At 72.0% G+C, this 20,647-nt stretch carries 20 protein-coding genes; 7 read left to right on the forward strand and 13 right to left on the reverse strand.

Going from position 1 to position 20,647, the window contains the following annotated elements; translation table 11 throughout:
- Nucleotides 1–35: 35 nt before the first annotated feature.
- Complete coding sequence (locus ACIP4Y_RS27060) at nt 36–992, reverse strand: Gfo/Idh/MocA family protein (RefSeq protein WP_401398431.1); 957 nt, start codon at nt 990–992, stop codon at nt 36–38.
- Nucleotides 993–1,180: 188 nt separating this feature from the next.
- Here ACIP4Y_RS27060 and ACIP4Y_RS27065 point away from each other — a divergent pair, with 188 nt between their 5' ends.
- Nucleotides 1,181–2,350, forward strand: coding sequence for a serine hydrolase domain-containing protein (locus tag ACIP4Y_RS27065; RefSeq protein ID WP_401398169.1), 1,170 nt, complete (start codon nt 1,181–1,183; stop codon nt 2,348–2,350).
- A 38-nt stretch (nt 2,351–2,388) separates the two neighbouring features.
- Here ACIP4Y_RS27065 and ACIP4Y_RS27070 read toward each other — a convergent pair whose 3' ends face one another.
- Nucleotides 2,389–3,417 (reverse strand): acyl-CoA dehydrogenase family protein, encoded by a 1,029-nt coding sequence (locus ACIP4Y_RS27070; protein WP_401398171.1) that lies wholly within the window; start codon nt 3,415–3,417, stop codon nt 2,389–2,391.
- Between the two features lie 462 nt (nt 3,418–3,879).
- Between ACIP4Y_RS27070 and ACIP4Y_RS27075 the strand changes: the two genes are divergently transcribed.
- Together ACIP4Y_RS27075 and ACIP4Y_RS27080 are read left to right on the forward strand one after the other, a co-directional pair.
- A complete protein-coding gene (locus ACIP4Y_RS27075; RefSeq protein ID WP_358647244.1) occupies nt 3,880–4,674 on the forward strand; it encodes an AfsR/SARP family transcriptional regulator in 795 nt (264 codons plus the stop codon).
- A 48-nt stretch (nt 4,675–4,722) separates the two neighbouring features.
- Nucleotides 4,723–5,649, forward strand: a complete 927-nt coding sequence (locus ACIP4Y_RS27080; RefSeq protein ID WP_401398173.1) for an MBL fold metallo-hydrolase — start codon at nt 4,723–4,725, stop codon at nt 5,647–5,649.
- A 66-nt stretch (nt 5,650–5,715) separates the two neighbouring features.
- Here ACIP4Y_RS27080 and ACIP4Y_RS27085 read toward each other — a convergent pair whose 3' ends face one another.
- Both ACIP4Y_RS27085 and ACIP4Y_RS27090 read right to left on the reverse strand, forming a co-directional pair.
- Nucleotides 5,716–6,645 (reverse strand): NAD-dependent epimerase/dehydratase family protein, encoded by a 930-nt coding sequence (locus ACIP4Y_RS27085; RefSeq protein WP_401398175.1) that lies wholly within the window; start codon nt 6,643–6,645, stop codon nt 5,716–5,718.
- Nucleotides 6,642–7,235, reverse strand: a complete 594-nt coding sequence (locus ACIP4Y_RS27090) for a dTDP-4-dehydrorhamnose 3,5-epimerase family protein (RefSeq protein WP_358647250.1) — start codon at nt 7,233–7,235, stop codon at nt 6,642–6,644. Before ACIP4Y_RS27090 ends, ACIP4Y_RS27085 begins: the two co-directional genes overlap by 4 nt.
- Nucleotides 7,236–7,514: 279 nt before the next feature.
- On the opposite strand from ACIP4Y_RS27090, the gene ACIP4Y_RS27095 reads away from it, so the two are divergent.
- On the forward strand, nt 7,515–8,723 hold the full coding sequence (locus tag ACIP4Y_RS27095) for a nucleotide disphospho-sugar-binding domain-containing protein (protein ID WP_401398177.1): 1,209 nt from the start codon (nt 7,515–7,517) through the stop codon (nt 8,721–8,723).
- Here ACIP4Y_RS27095 and ACIP4Y_RS27100 read toward each other — a convergent pair.
- Both ACIP4Y_RS27100 and ACIP4Y_RS27105 read right to left on the reverse strand, forming a co-directional pair.
- The gene (locus ACIP4Y_RS27100) at nt 8,699–9,448 is read right to left on the reverse strand and encodes an FkbM family methyltransferase (protein ID WP_401398179.1); all 750 of its coding nucleotides are present in this window, start codon (nt 9,446–9,448) and stop codon (nt 8,699–8,701) included. The genes ACIP4Y_RS27095 and ACIP4Y_RS27100 overlap by 25 nt on opposite strands.
- A 78-nt stretch (nt 9,449–9,526) precedes the next feature.
- Nucleotides 9,527–10,510, reverse strand: coding sequence for an SMP-30/gluconolactonase/LRE family protein (locus tag ACIP4Y_RS27105; protein WP_401398181.1), 984 nt, complete (start codon nt 10,508–10,510; stop codon nt 9,527–9,529).
- Nucleotides 10,511–10,684: 174 nt separating this feature from the next.
- Between ACIP4Y_RS27105 and fabD the strand changes: the two genes are divergently transcribed.
- A complete protein-coding gene (gene fabD, locus ACIP4Y_RS27110) occupies nt 10,685–11,638 on the forward strand; it encodes an ACP S-malonyltransferase (RefSeq protein ID WP_401398183.1) in 954 nt (317 codons plus the stop codon).
- Nucleotides 11,639–11,728: 90 nt separating this feature from the next.
- Here fabD and ACIP4Y_RS27115 read toward each other — a convergent pair whose 3' ends face one another.
- The 7 genes from ACIP4Y_RS27115 to ACIP4Y_RS27145 all read right to left on the reverse strand — a co-directional run bounded on the left by ACIP4Y_RS27115 (nt 11,729) and on the right by ACIP4Y_RS27145 (nt 18,357).
- On the reverse strand, nt 11,729–12,514 hold the full coding sequence (locus ACIP4Y_RS27115; protein ID WP_401398433.1) for an SDR family NAD(P)-dependent oxidoreductase: 786 nt from the start codon (nt 12,512–12,514) through the stop codon (nt 11,729–11,731).
- Nucleotides 12,508–13,713 (reverse strand): serine hydrolase domain-containing protein, encoded by a 1,206-nt coding sequence (locus tag ACIP4Y_RS27120; protein ID WP_358639775.1) that lies wholly within the window; start codon nt 13,711–13,713, stop codon nt 12,508–12,510. The genes ACIP4Y_RS27115 and ACIP4Y_RS27120 overlap by 7 nt, the downstream gene beginning before the upstream one ends.
- On the reverse strand, nt 13,706–14,692 hold the full coding sequence (locus tag ACIP4Y_RS27125; protein ID WP_401398185.1) for an aromatase/cyclase: 987 nt from the start codon (nt 14,690–14,692) through the stop codon (nt 13,706–13,708). Before ACIP4Y_RS27125 ends, ACIP4Y_RS27120 begins: the two co-directional genes overlap by 8 nt.
- A 134-nt stretch (nt 14,693–14,826) precedes the next feature.
- Nucleotides 14,827–15,762 carry a nitroreductase/quinone reductase family protein gene (locus ACIP4Y_RS27130; protein WP_401398186.1) on the reverse strand — a complete coding sequence of 312 codons (936 nt, stop codon included), beginning with the start codon at nt 15,760–15,762 and terminating at the stop codon, nt 14,827–14,829.
- Nucleotides 15,763–16,092: 330 nt separating this feature from the next.
- Nucleotides 16,093–17,127 (reverse strand): LLM class flavin-dependent oxidoreductase, encoded by a 1,035-nt coding sequence (locus ACIP4Y_RS27135; protein ID WP_401398188.1) that lies wholly within the window; start codon nt 17,125–17,127, stop codon nt 16,093–16,095.
- A 19-nt stretch (nt 17,128–17,146) separates the two neighbouring features.
- Entirely contained in the window at nt 17,147–17,881 is a 735-nt protein-coding gene (locus tag ACIP4Y_RS27140; RefSeq protein WP_401398190.1) for an SDR family NAD(P)-dependent oxidoreductase, read from the reverse strand.
- Between the two features lie 35 nt (nt 17,882–17,916).
- Complete coding sequence (locus tag ACIP4Y_RS27145; RefSeq protein ID WP_401398192.1) at nt 17,917–18,357, reverse strand: nuclear transport factor 2 family protein; 441 nt, start codon at nt 18,355–18,357, stop codon at nt 17,917–17,919.
- Between the two features lie 229 nt (nt 18,358–18,586).
- On the opposite strand from ACIP4Y_RS27145, the gene ACIP4Y_RS27150 reads away from it, so the two are divergent.
- Both ACIP4Y_RS27150 and rfbB read left to right on the forward strand, forming a co-directional pair.
- Complete coding sequence (locus ACIP4Y_RS27150; RefSeq protein WP_358639763.1) at nt 18,587–19,654, forward strand: glucose-1-phosphate thymidylyltransferase; 1,068 nt, start codon at nt 18,587–18,589, stop codon at nt 19,652–19,654.
- Nucleotides 19,651–20,631: a dTDP-glucose 4,6-dehydratase gene (gene rfbB / locus ACIP4Y_RS27155; protein ID WP_401398194.1), complete on the forward strand. Its 981-nt coding sequence runs from the start codon at nt 19,651–19,653 to the stop codon at nt 20,629–20,631. The genes ACIP4Y_RS27150 and rfbB overlap by 4 nt, the downstream gene beginning before the upstream one ends.
- Nucleotides 20,632–20,647 lie beyond the last annotated feature (16 nt).

Below are 20,647 nucleotides of genomic sequence, written 5' to 3' on the forward strand. Positions count from 1 at the left end.
GACCGGCCAAGGAGCCGGCGCCGGCCTGAGCCTCCTCAGCAGGACGGGCCGGCCGCCCGGCGGATGCCCGCGAGCAGGTCGGCCTGGGCCAGGCAGTCGTCCGGTGACAGGCCTCCCCCGCGCACCGCCGCGACGAACGCGTCGAGCGTGTTGGCGACCTGGTCGTCCGGCGGCAGCGTGTGCGTCCGGATGCCGTCCCGGGACTCGACGACGATCTGCGGGGCGTGGTCCGCGGGCGGGGTGAAGGCGCGGTCGACGAGGATGCGGCCGGTGCTGCCCGACAGCTCGTACCGGGACCGGTAGGCGTCCTCCATGCCGAAGGTCAGGTGCGCCCCGACCCCGTCGCGCGACCGCAGCAGCGCGGCACCGGCGGTGTCGACCCGGCGGCCGGGACGGCGTTCGAGGACGGCGCCCCGGACCTCCAGCGGCCCCGCCAGCAGGTGCACGGCCGCGCGGACCGGATAGACCCCGACGTCGAAGAGGCTGCCGCCGCCGAGTCCGGGCTGGTGGCGGATGTCGTCGTCGGGCAGCCGCGGAATCGTGAACGTCGCGTGCAGGGAGCGCAGTTCGCCGATCGCGCCGTCCGCCACCAGCCGGCGGACCACCTCGTGCCGGCCGTGGTGGACGAACATGACGTTCTCCATGAGCACCAGTGCCCGGGTGCGGGCCTGGTCGAGCAGCTCGCGGGTGCGGGCCGGATCCGTGGTGAGCGGCTTCTCGGCGAGCACGTGCTTGCCCGCCGCCAGCGCCGCCTCGACCCAGGGGGCGTGCAGCGCCGCGGGCAGCGGGACGTACACGGCCTGGACGGTGTCGTCCGCCAGCAACGTGTCGTACCCGACGACCGGCCGGCAGCCGAAGAGGCGGGCCGTCCCGGCCGCCTTGGCGGCGTCCCGGCTGGCGACCGCGGCGACCTCGATGAGCGGATGCGCCTGCATGGCGGGCAGCATGCGGCGCCGCGCGATCTCGGCGCAGCCCATGACTCCGACTCTCAGCACCTGGCGTTCTCCGTGGTTGGGGGCTGGTGTGACCAGGCCACCTTCGCGGCATGGCCTCGACGCCCGCTCGAAGGACGGCGGAAGCCGGTCCCGCCCGAGCGCCGCGTTGCCGAGAGTCGAGCGAACCACGAGCGCGGGCAGCGACTGTCGTAGGCGATCAGGCGTGGATACGGAGGTGGGACACGATGAGCGGGTCTCCGCGAGGTGGCTGGGCGGCGGACGGCTTCGCCGGGGTCGCCGAGGCGTTCGAGGCGAACTTCGCCGCGGGTGCGGAGGTGGGCGCCGGGGTGTGCGTCTATCACCGGGGCGAACCGGTGGTCGATCTGTGGGGCGGGTTCGCGGACGAGGACCGGGTGGATCCCTGGCGTCCCGACACGCTGGGAGTGCTCGCCTCGCCGACCAAGGCGCTGGTCGCCGTGTCGGCGTTGCGGCTGGTGGACCAGGGGCTGCTCGACCTCGACGCCCCGGTCGCCCGCTACTGGCCGGAGTTCGCGGCACACGGCAAGGCGGGGATCACCCTGCGGATGGTGCTCGCCCACCGCTCCGGTGTGGTGTGTCTGGACCACGCGCCGATCACCAACGAGGCCATGCGCACCCATCTGCCGATCGCCGAGGCGCTCGCCGACGCGCGGCCGGAGTGGGAGCCGGACACCGCGCACGGGTACCACGGGATCACCTTCGGCTACCTGGTCAGCGAGCTGCTGCGGCGGCAAACGGGGCGCACGGTCGGCCGGTACTTCGCCGAGGAGATCGCCGGTCCGCTGGGGCTCGACTGTCACATAGGGGTCCCGGACGACGGGGCCGTCCACCTGGCAACCATGTTCACGTCCAAGGCCGAGGCGCTCTTCGCCGGCGAGGACCGCGAGCTGGCCGCCTTCCTCGACCCGAGCACGCTGACCTACCGGGCGATGATGGGCAGCCTGGCCCTGGACGTGACGGCGCTCGACCCGGCCTGGGAGGACCCCTCCTACGGCGGCCGGGCGAGCGCGCGGTCGCTGGCCCGTTTCATGGCCGCGCTGATCGGCGAGGTCGACGGATCGCGCCTGCTGAGCCCGGGCCTGCTCGCCGAGATGACGCGCATGCACTCCAAGGGCCACTGCCTGGTGACGCAGACCGACTGCAACTGGGGCCTGGGCGTGCAGCTGCCCGACCACGCGGTCTTCCCGGCCTCGGCCGGGCTGACCACCGCCTTCGGCCTGAGCGCCGCCAACGGCTCGTACCTGTTCGCCGACCCCGAGCACGACCTGGCCTTCGGCTACATGCAGAACGCGGGCTCGCCGGTGATGGGCACGCTGGACGACCGGCCCCGCCGGCTCATCGAGGCCGTCTACCGGAGCATCGGGACGATGCGGTAGCCGCGGGGCCGGCGCCGCCCGCCGCCGGCAGCGGCCCGTCAGCCGTCGAGCCCCAGGGCGCTGACGGCGTACGAGGCCGCGGCCGGCCCCGGTTGCAGCACCACGTGGCCCGCGGCGGAGTTGGCGTCCCGCCAGAGCCGCTGCAAGGGGTGGTGCACGCTGTGTCCCGCGGTGCCCGAGGCCCGGAACAGCTGGTTGACCGCGCTGACCAGGAGATCTGCCGCGAGGGCGGAGTCCCGCTGGTTGCGGGCCCGCTCCAGGGGTGTGGTGCGCGCGCCCAGGTCGGCGACGCGGGCGGCCCGTTCCAGCAGCGAGCGGGCCGCGTCGATCGTGCCGGAGGTGCGGGCGAGGGTCTCCTCGTAGAACCCGCGGGACGGCCCGGGCTGCCTCGGGGACCAGGAGCGGATCTTCTGCGCGGCGTACGACGACCACAGGTCGAGCGCGCCCTCGGCGGCACCGAGGATGGGCAGGGCGAAGAAGAGCCCGTTCACCGCGGTCAGGGGGACGTGGTGGCAGCCGGGTGCGGAGGGGGCGGCGGCGCCTTCCAGGAGGGTGGTGAGCGGGAAGCTCAGGGCGGCGGGCACGAAGACGTCCTCGGCGATGAGCGTGTCGCTTCCGGTGGCCCGCATCCCGACGTCCGACCAGGTCCGCTCCAGCCGGTAGTCGGCGCGCGGCAGGGCGAACAGCCGCGGCTCGCACTGCGCACCGGACTTGGCGACGCCGCACACCAGCGCCCAGTCCGAGTGGGCGGCGGCGCTGATGTACTGCCACGTACCGGACAGCAGCCAGCCGTCCTGGTGCGCGTGGGCCCGGCCGACCGGGGAGACGCCGCCGACGATCAGGACGTCGGGGCCGTCCTGCCACACCCGCTTGCGGCCGTCCTCCGGCAGGTAGCCGGCCATCCTGGCCATGCTCGCCGCCAGGGACGCGCACCACGCCGTCGCCGGGCACTTCGCACCGATGACGGCGACGGCGGCGCCGAACTCCGCGAAGGTGCCCGCGGTACCGCCGTACTCCGGTGCCACGAAGTGGCGTCCGAATCCGGCCGATGTGATCGCACGCACCACGTCGGGACTCAGTTGCCATTCCTCTTCGGCTCGTCCGGCGTGACGGGCCGCGAGCGCCGCGATGTCATGCGCGGCCCGTTCCATCCCTGCTTTGGGTGAAATAAGTTCGGGCATCTTTGGCCTCCTGGGCTCGGCTTGAGCGCCGATGCTGCACCCGGCTGTTCGCAGCGAGCTAGAACTCCGCTTGAGCTGGCGGTGCCCGGCGGCTCCGGCACGCCGTTCAAGTGAGCCTCAAGGTGCCTTTCAGAGGCTGAACAACGGTGACGTCGAGGAGACGACTAAGCGGTCCGGCCGGGAACGGGGTGCGCCAAGACCTGCGCAGCTCGGCCGGTGCTCGAAGGCTCCTGCGAAACAGCCATGGAAATCTGTCCGCTGCCCCCACGCAGCGGCCGTCCCAGGGGGATCGAAATCATTCAGGACGTAGTGGCGCCGAGGCCGGTAGAGGCGCTCGATGAGCAGACGATGGAAATCAGCGTGCTGGGCCCGGTCGGCGTCCGGATCGGCGGCCGGTCCGTGGTTCCGACGGCCGGCAAGCCCAAGCAGGTGCTCACCTTGCTCGCGCTGCGGTGCGGGCGTGTGGTGCCGGTGTCGACGCTGATGCAGGAGATCTGGGGCGACAAGGTGCCGCGCAGCGGGACCACGACGCTCCAGACGTACATCCTGCAGCTGCGCAAGCTCATCGCCAGATCGCTCCCGGCCTCTTCCCCGCTCAGCGCGAAGGATCTGCTGGTCACCCACTTCAACGGCTACCAACTCGCGATCGCGCCCGGTGCCTTCGACCTGCGCGAGTTCGAACAGCTCACCGCCGAGGGCGACGCCATGCTCGCGGCCGGCGACGCGGAGACCTCCTCGCGCCTGCTCGGGCGCGCGCTCCAGCTGTGGAGCGGGCCGGCCCTGATGGACGTACCGGCCGGGCAGGTGCTGGAGATGGAGGCGATGGGGATGGAGGAGGCCCGGATGCGGGCCCAGGAGCTGCGCATCCTCGCCGACCTGCACCTGGGCAGGCACGCCATGCTCATTCCCGAGCTGCGGATGCTCGTCGCCCAGTCGCCGATGCACGAGAACTTCTGCGCCATGCTGATGATCGCGCTGCAGCGCTCGGGCGCGCCGTGGCGGGCCCTGCAGGTCTTCCGCACCCTCCGGCAGACCCTGATCGGCGAGCTGGGCGTCGAACCCTCCAACCGGCTGCAACGACTGCACCAGGCGGTGCTGTCGAACGTCCCGGAACTGCCGCTCGCCGCATACGACCTGGTCTGACCGTCCGGTCGCCACGGCCGGGAACCCTGTTACGTCTAGGAGGCTTTCGTGTCCCCAGCAGCCAATGAGCCCGTCCTGCAGGAAGTGGCCGACGGTGTCTTCGCCTACGTCCAGCCGGAGGGCGGCTGGTGTGTCAACAACGCGGGTGTCATCGCGTCCGGCGGTTCCGTCGCGCTGATCGACACCGCCGCGACCCGGGCGCGTGCCGAGCGCCTGCGCCGGGCGGTGCTCTCGGACGGCCGCCCGGCACCGTTCGCCCTGGTGAACACGCACTCACACGGTGACCACACCTTCGGGAACTCCCTTTTCCCGGAGGCCACCGTCATCGCCCACGTCAACGCCCGCGACGAGATGGACCGGGCCGGTCTGCACCTGACCGAGCTGTGGCCGGACGTGGCCTGGGGCGGGGTCGAGGTGCGGCTGCCCTCGGTCACCTACCGGGACCGGCTGACCCTGCACGTCGGCGGACTGACCGCGGAACTGATGCACTTCGGGCTCGCGCACACCGCCAACGACACCGTTGTCTGGATACCCGAGCGCAAGGTGCTCTTCACGGGCGACATCGTCATGTCCGGCTTCACTCCGTTCGTGCCGCTCGGCTCGGTCTCCGGCTCGCTGAAGGTGATCGAGCAGCTGCGCGGTCTGGGCGCCACGACCGTGGTGACGGGGCACGGCCCGGTGGGCGGGCCCGAACTCCTCGACGTCACCGAGGACTACCTGCGCTGGGTGCGGCAGCTGGCCGTGGACGGCATCGCCGCGGGCCGGGCACCGCTCACCGTGGCGCGCGAGGCCGACCTCGGCCGGTTCGCCGCCCTCGGTGAGCCGGAGCGGCTGGTGGCCAACCTGCACCGCGCCTACGCCGAGCAGCTCACCCCGGAGGCGGATCTCGACTTCGACGTCCTGCTCAAGGAGATGGGCGTGATCTTCGGCGAGATGGTGGACTACCACGGCGGGCCGCTGACCTGCTGCGCCTGAGCCGTACGCCCCAGGGGGCAGGCCCTCGCCCACCCGGCGAGGGCCTGCCCCCTGCCGGCCCGGCCGTCAGGTGCCGAGGCTGTCCCACAGCGCCGCCATGGACTCGCCCACGGTGAACCGGGGCCGCCAGTCCAGCGCGGAGCCGGCCAGGGCGATGTCGGCCCGGGTCCAGTCGCCGCCGTGGCTGTGCACCGCGCCACCGGTCTCCCGGACGGTGTCGGCGGGCAGGCCGGCGGCCCGCAGCAGCTCCCGCACCAGGGAGCGGACCGAGACGGCGGTTCCGCTGCCGATGTTCAGCAGGGGCGGCACCTCGGGCAGGACCGCGGCGCGCACGATCGCCTCCGCCGCGTCCCGTACGTCGACGTAGTCCCGGCGTGCGTCGGAGATCGTCAGCTCGATCCCGTCGGACGGGTCGGTCCCGCGCAGCCGGCGGGCGAGCGACCCCAGGAAGGTCTCGGCCGCGGGATGCGGTCCGAGGGTGTTGGCCAGCCGGACGACCACACCGTCGATGCCGTCGGGCCCCGTCGCGTCGAGCACCGTGCGGGAGGCGGCGAGCTTCACGCGCGCGTAGCGGCTCTCCGGCGCCGGGGGCAGCTTCTCGTGGATCGGGCTGCCCTCGGGCACCGGACCGTACTCGTGCAGCGTGCCGATGTGGACCAGGCGCGGACGGCCGGGCAGCCGGCGCAGCGCGCCGACGACGTGCTCGACGGGCCGGACGTTGAGCAGGTGCATCTCCTCGTCCGTGGCACCCCACCCGGTGACCGCGTTGACCACGGTACCGACGCCCTCGCGGGCGAGGACCGCGGCCAGCGCGGCACCGTCGGCGGCCGCCAGGTCGAGCGGCACGAACCGGTACGGCGCCACGTGCGGCGCCGGCCTGCGGGCGACCGCGACCACCTCGTGGCCCTGCTCCGCGAAGGCGGCGCAGACCTGCCGGCCCACCGAACCGGTGCCGCCGAGCACCGCGACCCGCCCGCGCACGGGCGTGCCGGTCACGCCCGCACCTGCCCCTCGACGCAGTCCTCGTACTTGGGCAGCAGCCCCCGCTCCAGCGCCTCCTGCAGGCTCATCGCGGCGCGGTCCCGGTCGGAGACGACGAACTCGACGTCCTCGGGCCAGGGAAGCGCGAGCGTGGGGTCGAACGGGTCTATCGCCTGCTCCAGCTCCGGCACGTAGCTGGTCGACATCAGGTACGACATCATCGTGTCGTCCTCCAGCGCCAGGAAGGTGTGGCCGACCCCGACGGGCAGGTACACCGCGCGGAAGGACTCGGCGTCCAGCTCGACGCAGTCCCACGCGCCGAACGTGGGCGAGCCGACGCGGATGTCCACGACGAAGTCGAGGGCCCGTCCGTGGGCGCAGTGGACGTATTTCGCCTGCCCGGGCGGGGCCGTGGTGAAGTGGATGCCGCGCAGCACGCCGCGGGACGAGCGGCTGATGTTGCTCTGGGCCACCTGGAATTCATGACCGACGTGGGACTGGAAGAGGGGCCCCTGCATCGGCGATACGAACACCCCACGCCGGTCGGGAAAGAGCTTCGGCGTGAATTCGTAACTTCCCGGAACGGCGAGTTCGCGCACATGCATGACGCAATCCTTGGCTGTTGGCCGAATGATGGTGGGAGACTGCGTGACGATGCTGCCAGAGAATCGTCGGCGCGCGGTAGCCGGAAAGACGGGCCGGTGACGGGGCTCAAGTCATCCGCAATTGGTTTTCGAGTGGCACCTCTCCGGTGTTCCACTCCAATTCCAGAAGGGATGGGCAGGTTAATTCTCCCGAACTGTGTCGGGCGAGAGGAAATTGATTCCATGCGTGTTCTGTTCTGCGCTTTCCCTGCGACGGCGCATGTGCACCCCCTAGTCCCGTTGGCCTGGGCGTTGCAGAACGCCGGGCACGAGGTGCGCGTCGCGATCCATCCCGGTGCGGCCCATCTGGTGACCGAGGCCGGTCTCGCCCCGGTACCGGTCGGGGCGGCGCTGACCGAGGTCATGGAGTGGAACGACAACTTCGAGAAGCTCGACTCGCTCACCGACTTCCTGTCGGTGGACGCCGCCCACGACGACGGCTGGGAGCGCAAGTGGGCCGGCATGACCAGGATGCTGGCCGGGTTCACGCCGATGCTCGACGACCTCGTGGACTTCTGCCGGAACTGGCAGCCCGACCTGGTGCTCTGGGACCCGTTCTGCGTGCCGGCCGCCGTCGCCGCCACGCTGACCGGCGCCGCGCAGGCGCGGTTCCTGTGGGGCCAGGACAACATCGGCTGGCTGAACGCCCGGTCGCGCGAGCGGCTGGCCCAGCGCAACGCCGGCCCGGAGGAGGACCCTGTCACCGCGCTGATGCGCCCCATGCTGGAGCGGTACGGCCTCGCCTACCGCGAGGAACTGCTGCTCGGCCAGTGGTCCGTCGACCCGGTGCCCGCGCCGCTCCGGCTGCCGGTCGATCTCTCGTACGAGCCGGTCCGGCGGGTCCCCTACAACGGCAACCGGACCCCTCCCGCCTGGGTGCACGAGCGGCCCGAGCGGCCCCGGGTGTGCCTGTCGCTCGGCATGGGAGGCCGTGGCCGGCAGCTGTTCCGGGAGTCCGGGCTCTCCTTCGCCGACATGGTCGCCGCCCTGTCCGAGCTGGACATCGAGCTGGTCGCCACGCTGCACGCCGAGCAATTGGCGACCGTGCAGGAGGTGCCGGAGAACGTCCGGCTGGTGGAGTACGTGCCGCTGAACTACCTGCTGCCCAGCTGCTCGGTGCTGATCCACCACGGCGGCGGCGGAACCTTCGCGGCGGCCGGGGCGCACCGGGTGCCGCAGCTGGTCACCCCGTTGTCGATGTGGGGCGAGGCCCGCACCGCGCGGTACGTCGCCGACAGCGGCGCCGGGCTCATGCTGGAGCCGGGCGAGCTGACCGCCGAGTCGCTGTGCGCGCAGGTGCAGCGGCTCGTCTCGGAGCCGTCGTTCCGTGCCGGTGCCGAGCAGCTGCACTCGCTGATCCGGTCCATGCCCGGCCCGGACGAGGTGGTGCGCAGGCTGGAGGCGCTGACGGCCCAGCACCGCCCTCAGCGTCGTGCGGTGACGTTGTAGATGCCGAGTTCGGGCCACATGTAGGGCGCGGGTGTGCTGCGCACGTCCAGCCCGCGCTCCCGCAGGATCCGTTCCACGGCCTCCCGCTCGTCGCCCACCTCGACCACCAGGGCGCCGATCCTGGGCCAGTCCTCCTCGGCGATGCCGTGGAGGACGTCCGGCTCCGCTCCCTCGACGTCGATCTTGACCAGGTCGACCGGGCCGGCCGGGACGGTCCGGCGGAGGACCCCGGACAGGGTCTCCACCTCGACGGCGAGGCGCGCGGTCGCGAAGAGCTCCGCCGCCTTGTCCGGTCCCACATGTCGCGCCATCAACTCGCGCTGGGGGCCGAGCTGCTCCGGACGGAGGGTGGAGTTCCCCGCGAGCCGCGGGAGGTGGGTGAATTCCGCGGCGGCGGCCGGCCGCGCGCCCAGGCAGGACTGCCGTACCACGACGTCCTCCGTGACACCGTGCAGCGCCAGGTTGCGCCGCAGCAGCCGGACGTTGCCGGGCACCGGCTCGAAGGCGATCACCCGGGCCCGCGGACGGCTGCGCTTGACCAGCAGGGTGAACAGCCCGATGCCCGCGCCGACGTCGACGACGACGGGCGTCCGCGGCAGGTGATCGAGGCGGTACGTGTCGTCCTCGAAGAGCTCCTGGTAGCCGAAGCGGGCGGTGGCCTCGTCCTCGGCGTGGCAGGAGAACCCCTCGGCCAGCTCGATCAGTCGGGTGCCGTCGTCGGGCATGCGGTCCCCTTTCCCGGGAGAGAGAGTTGCGGTGCGGCCAAGAGGAGGAGCCCGGCCGAGGCCGGGCTCCGTCCTGGACTACGTGTGCCGTGGCAGGGCCACCGCGGTGTACGCCGTGGTCGGCGTCGGCGGCAGCGGGAAGCGCGAGTTCGTCAGATACAGCCGGTCGCCGTAGGGCGCGACGGCGCTCGGCGAGTCGAAGCGCGGGTCGGTGATCCGGCGGACCAGGGAGCCCCTGGTGCCGTCCGGAGTCAGCCGGATCACCGCGAGGTCGGTCTGCGACGGCGCGTACAGCGTGCGGCCGTCGACGCAGATGCCGTTGGTGGTCGGGAACTTCGTGCCGTCCACGGCGACCCGGCGGGCGTCGCCGGTCCGCGGGTCGACCCGGAACAGGGTGCCGCCGTCGACGTACTGGTTGACGACCAGCAAAGCCCGCCCGTCCGGGGAGCCGGCGATGCCCGCCCCGGTGATCTGCCACTGGGCGTCGCTCTGCCGCCACTCCCCCGTCAGCGGCAGGGTGACGATCCCGTCCCGTCCGGGCAGCGTGCCGCCCGGCCCGAAGGGCACCCCGAACAGGGCGCCGTTGAGTCCGTCGGTGAACCAGGCGGCTTCCCGCGTGACCGTCGCTAGGTTCACGCAGGCGTTCGCGGCCCCCAGCCCCTCGTACGTCGTGAGCACCTCGCCGGTCCGGCCGTCCATGACGGTGATGGTCCGGCCCCAGCCGCCCCCGATGAACAGCCGTCCGCAGTGGTCCAGGGCGAGACCGATGGCGTTGTGCCCCGAACCGAGCCCCTCGTTGATGAACTCGCCCTCACCGGTGGACAGGTCGACCCGGTAGATCGCGGCGGTGAGCAGCGAACCGAAGTAGGCGAAGGGCAGCCTGCCGATCGCCAGGCCGTCCGGATGGAGCCCGTCGGGCAGCCGCAGGGTGGTCGGCCAGGGCTTCCGGCCCGATGGTTCGCCTGCCCAGGTCGGGGTCGCCGCGGCGCCGACCACCGCCGCGCCGCCCACCGCCGCCCCCAGGCCGAGGAATCCCCGACGGGTCAGCACCTTGTTCCGCATGCCGCTTCTCCTCCTCAGAATGGACCGCCGCAGGGCGGTGGCCGCACGATCGCAGGCCGGGCCGGAGAACCGCTTGAGCGGCCCTTTCGCGAGCTGAAGCGGTGCTCAAGCGGTGGTGTAGGCCGGATCTGGAGACTGCGGGTTCCTGCCACCAGCCGAGAGTGAGTGTCTGCATTGGACAGGACCGCCTTCCTCTTCCCCGGCCAGGGCGCACAGCGCGTGGGCATGGGGCTCGACCTGCTGCGGCGTTGGCCCGGGCTGACCGAGAGCTACTACCGCCGCGCCGACGAACTGCTCGGATTCGAACTGTCCCGGTTGTGCTGGGAGGGTCCGGCCGCACAGCTGCGGCAGATGCCCGTCACCCAGCCGGCCGTGGTGCTGACCAGTGTGGTGGCGCTCGAAGTGCTGCGCGCGCACGGTGTCGTACCGGACCTCGCGGCCGGGCACAGCCTGGGCGAGTTCAGCGCGCTGGTCTGCGCCGGCGTCCTCGACTGGACCGACGCGCTGCGGCTGGTCCGGCTGCGCGGCGAGCTGATGATGGCGGCGAACGCCCGGGTGCCGGGCAAGATGGCGGCGGTCGTCGGCCTGGACCTGGCGACGGTGGAGGAGCTGTGCCTCAAGGCCGCCGCCGTCTCCGGCGAGATCGTGGAGGTCGCCAACCACAACGACTTCACCCAGGTGGTCGTCTCCGGGCAGACGGCCGCGGTCGACGCGCTCACCGAACTGGTCGGGCAGGCCGGCGCCGACCGCGTCGTGGTGCTGCAGATCGGTGGCGCCGCGCACTGCACGCTCCTCGGCGGCGTCGAGGACGAGTTCGCCGCTGCCCTGGCGGACGTGGAGTTCCGTGATCCGGTGATCCCGGTCGTCTCCAGCTTCACCGCGGCACCGGTCAGGGACGGCGCCGAGGCGCGCACCTGCCTGCTCCGCCAGTTCACCGGCCGGGTCGACTGGACCGGTACGGCGCAGCGGCTGGCGGCCGAGGGTGCGGGGAACCTGGTCGAGGTGGGCCCCGGCAAGGTCCTGGGCGGCCTGTGCCGGCGCATCACACCGGGTGTGGTCACCCACCGGACCGACGACGAGCACCAGCTCACCCGGACCCTGGCCGCCCTCGCGGACCGGGCCCGCTGAAGCCGCCACCCCGTATCTGCCGAAGGGGCGTTTCCCGGCCGACGGCCGGGAAACGCCCCTTGTGCGCTCGGCACGTCCCGCGGTGGCGGATCAGTAGTTGCCGAGGCCGCCGCACACGTTCAGGGCCTGCGCGGTCACCGCGTCGCTGCCCGGGCCGACCAGGTAGGCCACCATCGCGGCCACCTCCTCCGGTACGACGTACCGGCCGATCGGCACCCGGGCGCTCACCCGCTCGTGGACCTCCTCGGCCGGGACGTTCCACAGCCCGGAGTAGACCTCGCGCACGCGCTCGGCCATCGGCGTCTCGACGAACCCGGGGCAGACCGCGTTCACGGTCACACCGGTCTTGGCCAGCTCCAGGCCGAGCGCCTTGCTGAACCCGACGACGCCGTGCTTGGCGGCCGAGTACGGGGCGCCGTTGACGACGCCCTGCTTGCCGCCGGTGGAGGCGATGTTGACGATGCGTCCCCAGCCCCGGTCCAGGATGCCGCCGTGGTTGAGGACCTCCTTGGTCATCATGAAGACGCTGTTGAGGTTGGTGTTGATCACGTCGAGCCAGAGCTCGTCGGGGACGTCCTTGGTGACGCCGCCGCCGGACCGGCCGGCGTTGTTCACCAGGATGTCCACCGGGCCGAACCGTTCGGTGGCGGCCCGGACGTAGGCGCGGACGTCCTCGCGGGAGGTGACGTCGCAGGCCCGGCCGTCGACGTCGAGCCCCTCGTCCTGGAGCGACTTCACGGTCTCGGCCACGACGTCCTCGCGCCGCGCGCACAGGTACACCCGGGCGCCGTCACGGGCCAGCCGGCGGGTGATCTCCAGGCCGATGCCGCTGGTGGCGCCGGTCACCAGGGCGACCAGAGGGGTGCGGGTCATGATTCCTCCTTGGTCGAGCGCTGTCCGACGCTCGAATAGACGGCTCGGACGAGCCGGTGGGCGCGGTCGTCGATGCTGCCCAGCTCGCGGGAGCCGGAGTTCTGCACGTAGGCGAAGGCGAGGTCGTGGCGCGGATCGGCGAAGGTGAACGTGCCGTTCGCGCCGTCGAAGCCGAACGCGGTGGTCAGGCCGGCCGAGGCCGGGAAGGTGGGGCTGTCGGGCAGCATGAACCCCAGTCCCCAGGCGGTGGACATCATGGTGATGCGGCAGGCGCCCTGCGCGTGCACCCGGCCGATCTCGGCCGACATCCGGGGACTGAGCAGCCGGAACCCGTCGACCTCGCCGAGGAGCGCGGCATACAGCCGGGCCAGGGACTGGGCGCTCGCCCAGCCGCCGTAGGACGGGTCCTCGGCCGTCAGGTCCGGTTCCGGTTCCAGGGCCATGCTGGCGACCGTCGACCGGTGGGTGAGCGAGTCGGGCTTGCCCAGTTCGGTCAGCATGGCGATGGCGTCGCCGGGATCACCGCCCGACATCACGTCCTCGGCCTTGGACTGGAGCATGGTGGCCAGGTGGACCGAGTCCGGGTCGGGCAGGCCGATGTGGCAGTCGAGGCCCAGCGGCGCGGCGATCTCCTCGGCGAAGAACGCGCCGACCGTGCGGCCGGTGCGCCTGCGGACCAGTTCGCTGACCAGGTAGCCGAAGGTCACGGCGTGGTACCCGTGCGCGGTGTCCGGCTCCCACTCCGGGCGGGCCTCGGCGAGCGCCTCGGCGATCGGGGTGTGCCGGCGCATGTGCTCGGCGGTGATCGGGGCGTGGTCCAGGCAGACCACGCCGGAGCGGTGGCTCAGCACCATCCGCAGCGTGATCCTCTCCTTGCCGTGCGCGGCGAACTCCGGCCAGTGGTCGGCGATCGGCCGGTCCAGCTCCAGCACCCCGCGGTCCACCAGGAGCAGCGCGGCGCTGGACACGAGTGCCTTGGTGGGTGAGGCGAGGACTCCCAGGGTCGAGGGCCGCCACGGGTCGGTCCGGCCGGGGTCGGCGAAGCCGCCCCACAGGTCCACCACCGGCCGGCCGCGGTGGTAGACGCACACCGCGGCGCCGATCTCCTCGCCGTCGGCGAAGTGCCGCCGGAAGACCCGGCCCACCTCGGCGAAGGCGCCGTCGCAGGAGCCGTCGTGGGGGATGCCGCCGGTCTCACTCATGACGCCACGACCCGGCGTGGTCGAGCGTGCTGCGGCTGTTGCGTCCCAGCGCGCTGCGGACGTACTCGCGCGCGTCGGCCAGTGTCTTGCCGGCGCCCAGCACCTCCGCGATGGCGGCCGGGTTGATCGCGACGGTGTGTTCGGCCGTCACCAGCACCTCGTCGCCCTCGCCGGCCAGCTCCCAGCGTCCGCTGTGGCCGAAGAGCAGCCGCGGCGGCACCAACTGCTTGTAGACGATGAGCTGGCCGGGCACGCACACCCGGATCGAGTGCGTGCTGTGCGTGGAGCCGTCCGCGGTGACCGTCTCCATCACCATGTCCTGGACACCGGGCACGTCCTCCTTCAGCGTCATCCGCCGCACGTGCGGGAGGCGCTGCGGCCACAGGTCCGAGCGGTGCAGGAAGTCGTAGACCTCGGCGGCCGGCCGCTTGAGCGCGACGGTGTCGGTGAACGAGAACACCACGTCGTCGATCGCGTGGCCCAGTTCGGCGATCCGGGTCAGCGCCTCCAGCTCCACCGCGCTGTTGCGGTCGAGCGCGGAGGCGATCCAGCTGACCGTCTCCTGGCTGTCGTCGGCGGCTGTGAACTCGTGGAGCAGCACGATCTCGGTGCCGCCGTCCGGCAGCGGCCGGAAGTGCCACTCGCCGCCCATGCTGCCGATGGGGGCGGCGCTCTCCTCCTGGTCGAAGCGGATCCACAGCGCGTCGGGGTCGAGTTCGCGCCGGGACACCCAGGACTTGACCTCGCCGTTCACCTGGGCCCACAGCCGGAACCGCTCGGTGCGCGGGCCGCGGCTCAGGTGCTGGGCGTAGATGCTGGGCCCGAAGATGGCGGGCCAGCGGGTGACGTCGGCGGCCAGCTCGTAGAGGGTACGGGCCGGCGCCATCGAGTACCTGACGTGCTCGGTGCGCCGCAGCTCGGGCTGCCCGTCCCTCGTGGCCGGCCTGCCGTGCCGGCCGCCGACGGGGATACTGCTCATGGTGGTTCCTCTCCTCCTGGTGCGCGACGACCGGCACGTGCGGCCACGGTCGGTGGCCGCGCCGGTCTGCTGCCGCTACCCGGTGGCGAGGCTCGCAGCGGGCGCTAGAGGACAGCTCAAGAGCCCGTGCCGGATCAGGCGAACGGCGGTGCCTCGGCCGTGGCGTTGAGCGCCGTCACCACGGTCTGCTCCTCGAAGTCGAAGTGGGACTCCAGGCGGCCGGCCAGTTCTTCCAGCTCGGCGCGCAGGCGTACCGGGTCGGACTCGCCGGGCACGAAGCCCTCGACGAGCGCCTGGATGGAGTCCTGGAGCTGGGCCACCACCTTGTGCTGCTCGCTCAGCTGGGCGAGTGCCGGGGCGAGCGCGGGGAACTGCGCGGCCAGCGAGGGGAAGACGGCCATGTCCTCGCCGGTGTGGTGCCGGCGCAGCGCGCCGCAGAAGCTGAGGCAGTGGGTGCGCATCTGCTGGGCGAGGTCCGGCGGAGTGGTCTCGATGGTCTCCGCGGTGCCGTCGATCACCCGGTCCGCCTGCTCGCGCAGCGTCCTCAGCTCGCCGCGCAGCCATTCGTGCACCTCGACGATCCAGTCCCCCATGCCCTTCACCCGCTCCTCACCGGGCCGGGGCTCGATGCGGTGCAGGACGACGACGGGGATCTCACGGGTGGTCTTGGCCTGGTAGTCGCCGTACCCGGGGGCCTCGGCCACCACCCGCTCGAAGAGCCGGTCGCGTTCGGCTCCCTGCGGGACGGCGGCGATGGCCCGGTAGGTCTCCTCGCCGGTCTCGACCGTCACGATGGGGTTCTTGCGGATGTTGTGGTACCAGGCGGGATGCCGGTCCGATCCGTTCGCTGATGCGACGACGACGCCCTTGCCGTCGATGACGAGGTAGCCGAGCGGGGTCTCCCGGGGCAGTCCGGTCCTGGCCCCGGTCGTGGTCAGCACGGTCAGCGACCAGCCCTCGAACATTCCGGTCATCTTGCCGTTGTTCGCGCGGAACTCGGCGATGATCCGCCGCTGGAAATCGTTGACGTCGAAGCCGGACCAGTTGTTCTCGGCCTGTTCCTTGCTCATGCACTTCCTTTCGGATTCCATCCGGAAAGGAGGGCGGCTGCACAGGAGGACAACACAAAAAAACCCGCATGCCTACGCAGTGGAGTGGGCGCAGTGAACCCCCGCTTCAGGGGTTGACGAAACTGCGAGAGACGGACGTGCCGGTCCCTGTGTTGGCTGAGTAGCCGCTACCTCCATACGTAGGCCCATACGGGGCTCACCAAGACTGTAACGCTGATCATCAGCGGGTCGCAAGGCCGGCCGCCGGGCACCGGGCACGGTCGGCCGGTCCTCAAGTCGCCCTCCGCCGTGGACCTTTGCGCGGGCAATCCGCGAGCGTACGGCGCGCGGTCAGCCCGCCACGCCGGACTTCTCCAGCGCCGCCCTGGCCTGCTCCAGCACGGCCAGCCGGCCGGCCAGGTCGGTGTCCACGGCCGAGATCATGATGCTGAGCGTGGTCACACCGGCCCCGGCGTAGGCCGCCATGCGTTCGGCGATCCGGTCGACCGGGCCGGCCAGCGACGTCCGGTCGATGAAGCCGGCGGGCACCGCCGCCGCCGCGCCCGCCCGGTCGCCCCGCCGCACCCGCAGGCTCACCTCGCGTGCCTCCTGCTCCCAGCCGAGCCGGGCGGCCAGCTTGCAGTAGAAGTTCCGCTCCGGGTCGCCGATCCCCATCAGATGGGCGTAGTGCGCGCGCAGCAGGTCGATACAGGCCGCGATGTCGTCGCCCACCGAGGTGGCCAGGCACGGGATCACCTCGAAGCCGGCCATGGTGGAGCCGCGCAGCGCCCGCCCGGCGGCGATCCGCTCGACCGACTCGGCGACGTGCTCGGGTGCGGCGAAGACGCCGATCCAGCCGTCGGCCAGCTCTCCGGCCAGCCGGAGATTGCGCGGCCCCACCGCACCGAGATAGACGGGGACCGAGGTGCCCGCCGGTTCGGTGATGACGTGCAGCGGAGCTCCGGTGGCGCCGGAGTACGGCAGCCGGTAGTGCTCTCCCGCGTAGACCACCGGCTCGCCGGAGAGCGCCCTGCGGACGATCTCCACGTACTCGCGGGTGCGTTCCAGCGGACGGTCGAAGGGCACCCCGTACCAGCCGTCGGAGACATCGGGGTTGGACACCCCGAGGCCGAGCCGGAACCGGCCGCCCGAGAGCGAGTTGAGGGTCGCCGCGGTGAGCGCGGCCAGCCCCGGTGTGCGGGCGGGGATCTGCATCACGCCCGAGGCCAGCCCGATCCGTTCGGTCCGGCCGGCGACCAGGCCGAGCACGCTGGCCGCGTCCGACCGGTAGCCCTCGGGGGCGAAGGCGACGTCGTAGCCGAGGCGTTCGGCGGTGACGGCCAGTTCCGACACGCCCTGGTAGGTCAGGTTCACGCCGAGCTTCACAGCGCCGGCTCCTTCCGGTTCAGATCAGCAGGTGGGCGCCGCCGTCGACGAGGACGACCTCGCCGGTGGTGTAGGCGGCGCGCTGCAGACCGGCCACGGCCTCGGCCACGTCCTCGGGCGTGCCGACCCGGCGCAGCGGTGTGGTGGCCTCGACCCGGGCCCGGATCTCGGTGAAGCCCTGGGTCCACGGGGTGTCGATCAGGCCCGGCGCGACCGCGTTGACGCGGATGTCGGGGCCGAGCGCCCCGGCGAGCAGCCGGGTCATGTGGTCCACCGCGGCCTTGCTCACCGCGTAGGGGATCGAGCTGCCGGCCGGACGGGTGCCGGCGACCGAGGAGATGTTGACGACGTGGCCGCCGCCGGGCGACCTGCGCAGCCACGGCACGGCCGCGACCGTCGTCTGCCAGGTGCCGACGACGTTCAGCCCGAGGATCCTGCGCCAGACGTCGCCGGTCACGGCGTCGAGGTCGGCGTGCGGGATCGGCTGCGTGACACCGGCGTTGTTGACCAGCAGGTCGAGCCGGCCGTACTCCGCGACGACCTGCTCCACGAGCTGCCGGGCCTCGGTCTCGTCGGACACGTCGGCGCGGACGAACCTGGCGTCGGGCAGCGACGCGGCCAGCTCCTGGCCCGCCTCGGCACTGCGTACCGCGTTCACGACGACCGCCATGCCTTCGGCGGCCATGCGGCGGGCTACGGCGGCGCCGATTCCGGACGACGATCCGGTGACGAGGGCGACCGGCTTGCCAGTCATGCGATTCCTTTCCGGGAAGACGAGGACAGCGGGGATCAGGCGGCGTCGAACAGGTGGTCGTGCGCCACCCGGCGGGAGCGGTTGCGCACGTCGCCGTCCTCGATCACGAGGACGTCGTGCACCAGGCAGCTCGGGCCGACCACCGGCTGCTTGACGCCGGGACGCGTGGTGAGGACCAGCGCGTAGAACGTCGCGTCGAAGGCGCCGTCCTCGCGCTCGGTCAGGTTGAGCATGCTGAACATGTGCCGTCGCTGCACCGGGTCGTCGGCGAAGCGGGTGTTGAACCGGCGCAGTTCCTCGACGATCCCGGCACGGCCGCGGGCCGGCGGGACGCCGGGCGTGTGCTGGAACTCCCCGTCGGGGGTGAAGGTCTGCGCGTACTCCTCGAACCGGTTGCTGTCCAGGAGCTGGACCTGCCTGCCGTAGAACTGGGAAACGGCCGTGTAGACGTCCGTGAAGCTCGCCGTGATGGGCATGCGGGTGAGGCCTCCGCTGATCTGTGGGATGGACCGGCCAGGGGCGCCCGGTCCCAGGTCAGCGAGTGTGCGCCCAGCGCCTTGAACGCGGCTTGAACCGGCGCTTCGTGAGCCGCCCGGCCCCGCGCGTTCCGGCGTACCTCCGGCACGGCTCGACCCCTGCTGAAGCGCCGGCCGCCACGCTGCGGCCGGAGGGAAGACCGGTGTCATCTGCTCTGGAGGCTCGTACATGAAGGCGCTCGTACTGTCCGGCGGGTCGGGGACCCGCCTGCGCCCCATCACCCACACATCGGCCAAACAGCTGGTGCCGGTGGCCAACAAACCCGTTCTCTTCTACGGCCTGGAGGCGATCGCCGACGCCGGCATCACCGAGGTCGGCCTGGTGGTGGGAGACACCGCCGACGAGATCCGCGAGGCGGTCGGCGACGGCTCCCGCTTCGGCCTGGAGGTGACCTACATACGCCAGGACGCGCCGCTGGGCCTCGCGCACGCGGTCCTCGTGGCGCGGGACTTCCTCGGCGACGACGACTTCGTGATGTACCTCGGCGACAACTTCATCGTCGGCGGCATCACCGGCCTGGTGGACGACTTCCGCGCGGAGCGGCCGGACGCGGGCATCCTGCTGACCCGGGTGCTCGACCCCCGGGCCTTCGGCGTGGCGGAGCTGGACGCCTCGGGCCGGGTGGTCTCGCTGGTGGAGAAGCCGGAGTTCCCCAAGAGCGACCTCGCCCTGGTGGGGGTCTACCTGTTCACCCCCGCCGTGCACGAGGCCGTGCGCGCCGTACGGCCCTCCGCGCGCGGTGAGCTGGAGATCACCCACGCCCTCCAGTGGCTCATCGACCAGGGCCGGGACGTACGGTCGACCACGATCTCCGGCTACTGGAAGGACACCGGCAACGTCGCCGACATGCTGGAGGTCAACCGGTCGGTCCTGGAGAGGATCGAGCCCCGCACGGCCGGGACGGTCGACGCCAGCAGCGAGATCATCGGCCGGGTCCGGATCGAGGAGGGCGCCCGGGTCAGCGGCAGCCGCGTCGTCGGCCCCGCGGTCATCGGCGCCGGTGCCGTGATCAGCGGCTCCTACGTCGGACCCTTCACCTCGATCTCCGAGGGCTGCCGCATCGAGGACAGCGAGGTGGAGTACTCCATCCTGCTGCGGGACTCGACGCTCACCGGTGTCCGCCGGGTCGAGGCCTCGCTCATCGGCCGCGACGTCGAGGTGACGCCGGCCCCGCGTACCCCGTCCGCCCACCGGCTCGTTCTCGGTGACCACAGCAAGGTGCAGATCTCGTCATGACGACCCGACTCCTGGTGACCGGCGGCGCCGGTTTCATCGGCTCCCACTACGTCCGGACGCTGCTGGGCCCCGAGGGGCCCGGCGACGTCCGGGTGACGGTGCTGGACCAGCTCACCTACGCGGGCAACCTCGCCAATCTGGAGGAGGTGAGCTCCCATCCCCGCTTCTCCTTCGTCCAGGGCGACATCTGCGACGCCGGCACGGTGGAGCGGCTGATGGGCGCGCACGACCAGGTCGTCCACTTCGCGGCCGAGTCCCACGTGGACCGCTCGATCGACGGCGGCGCGCAGTTCGTGCGCACCAATGTGCTGGGCACGCACACGCTGGTCGACGCCGCGCACCGGGCGGGCGTCGAGCGGTTCGTGCACATCTCCACCGACGAGGTCTACGGCTCGATCGACACCGGTTCCTGGCCCGAGACCGATCCGCTGCGGCCGAACTCGCCGTACTCCGCGTCGAAGGCCTCCAGCGACCTGGTCGCGCTCGCCTACCACCGCACGCACGGCCTGGACGTCCGGGTGACCCGCTGCTCCAACAACTACGGCCACCACCAGTTCCCCGAGAAGCTCATCCCGCTGTTCATCACGCACCTGATGCAGGGCAGGAAGGTGCCGCTGTACGGCGACGGCGGGAACGTGCGGGACTGGCTGCACATAGACGACCACGTCCAGGGCATCGAACTGGTGCGCACCCGCGGGCGGGCGGGCGAGGTGTACAACATCGGCGGCGGGGAGGAACTCTCCAACAACGACATCACCCGCATGCTCCTGGACGCCCTCGGGGCCGACTGGGACAGCAGCGTCGCATACGTCGAGGACCGCAAGGGGCACGACCGCCGGTACTCGGTCGACTGGACCAAGATCCGCACCGAGCTGGGGTACACCCCGCGCGTACGGTTCGCGGAGGGCCTGGCCGCGACGGTCCGCTGGTACCGCGAGCACCGCGCCTGGTGGGAGCCCCTGACGGCCCGGGTCTGACCGCCCGGGGCGGCGA

The organism is Streptomyces sp. NPDC088810, assembly GCF_044750305.1.
Taxonomy (GTDB): domain Bacteria; phylum Actinomycetota; class Actinomycetes; order Streptomycetales; family Streptomycetaceae; genus Streptomyces.

Excerpts from the sequence above, each read along its gene's own strand:
- ACIP4Y_RS27065 (WP_401398169.1), top strand. The coding sequence starts at position 1,181 with ATGAGCGGGTCTCCGCGAGGTGGCTGGGCGGCGGACGGCTTCGCCGGG.
- ACIP4Y_RS27075 (WP_358647244.1), top strand. The coding sequence starts at position 3,880 with ATGGAAATCAGCGTGCTGGGCCCGGTCGGCGTCCGGATCGGCGGCCGG.
- ACIP4Y_RS27090 (WP_358647250.1), bottom strand. The coding sequence starts at position 7,235 with ATGCATGTGCGCGAACTCGCCGTTCCGGGAAGTTACGAATTCACGCCG.
- ACIP4Y_RS27100 (WP_401398179.1), bottom strand. The coding sequence starts at position 9,448 with ATGCCCGACGACGGCACCCGACTGATCGAGCTGGCCGAGGGGTTCTCC.
- ACIP4Y_RS27105 (WP_401398181.1), bottom strand. The coding sequence starts at position 10,510 with ATGCGGAACAAGGTGCTGACCCGTCGGGGATTCCTCGGCCTGGGGGCG.
- ACIP4Y_RS27120 (WP_358639775.1), bottom strand. The coding sequence starts at position 13,713 with ATGAGTGAGACCGGCGGCATCCCCCACGACGGCTCCTGCGACGGCGCC.
- ACIP4Y_RS27125 (WP_401398185.1), bottom strand. The coding sequence starts at position 14,692 with ATGAGCAGTATCCCCGTCGGCGGCCGGCACGGCAGGCCGGCCACGAGG.
- ACIP4Y_RS27130 (WP_401398186.1), bottom strand. The coding sequence starts at position 15,762 with ATGAGCAAGGAACAGGCCGAGAACAACTGGTCCGGCTTCGACGTCAAC.
- ACIP4Y_RS27140 (WP_401398190.1), bottom strand. The coding sequence starts at position 17,881 with ATGACTGGCAAGCCGGTCGCCCTCGTCACCGGATCGTCGTCCGGAATC.
- ACIP4Y_RS27145 (WP_401398192.1), bottom strand. The coding sequence starts at position 18,357 with ATGCCCATCACGGCGAGCTTCACGGACGTCTACACGGCCGTTTCCCAG.
- ACIP4Y_RS27150 (WP_358639763.1), top strand. The coding sequence starts at position 18,587 with ATGAAGGCGCTCGTACTGTCCGGCGGGTCGGGGACCCGCCTGCGCCCC.
- rfbB (WP_401398194.1), top strand. The coding sequence starts at position 19,651 with ATGACGACCCGACTCCTGGTGACCGGCGGCGCCGGTTTCATCGGCTCC.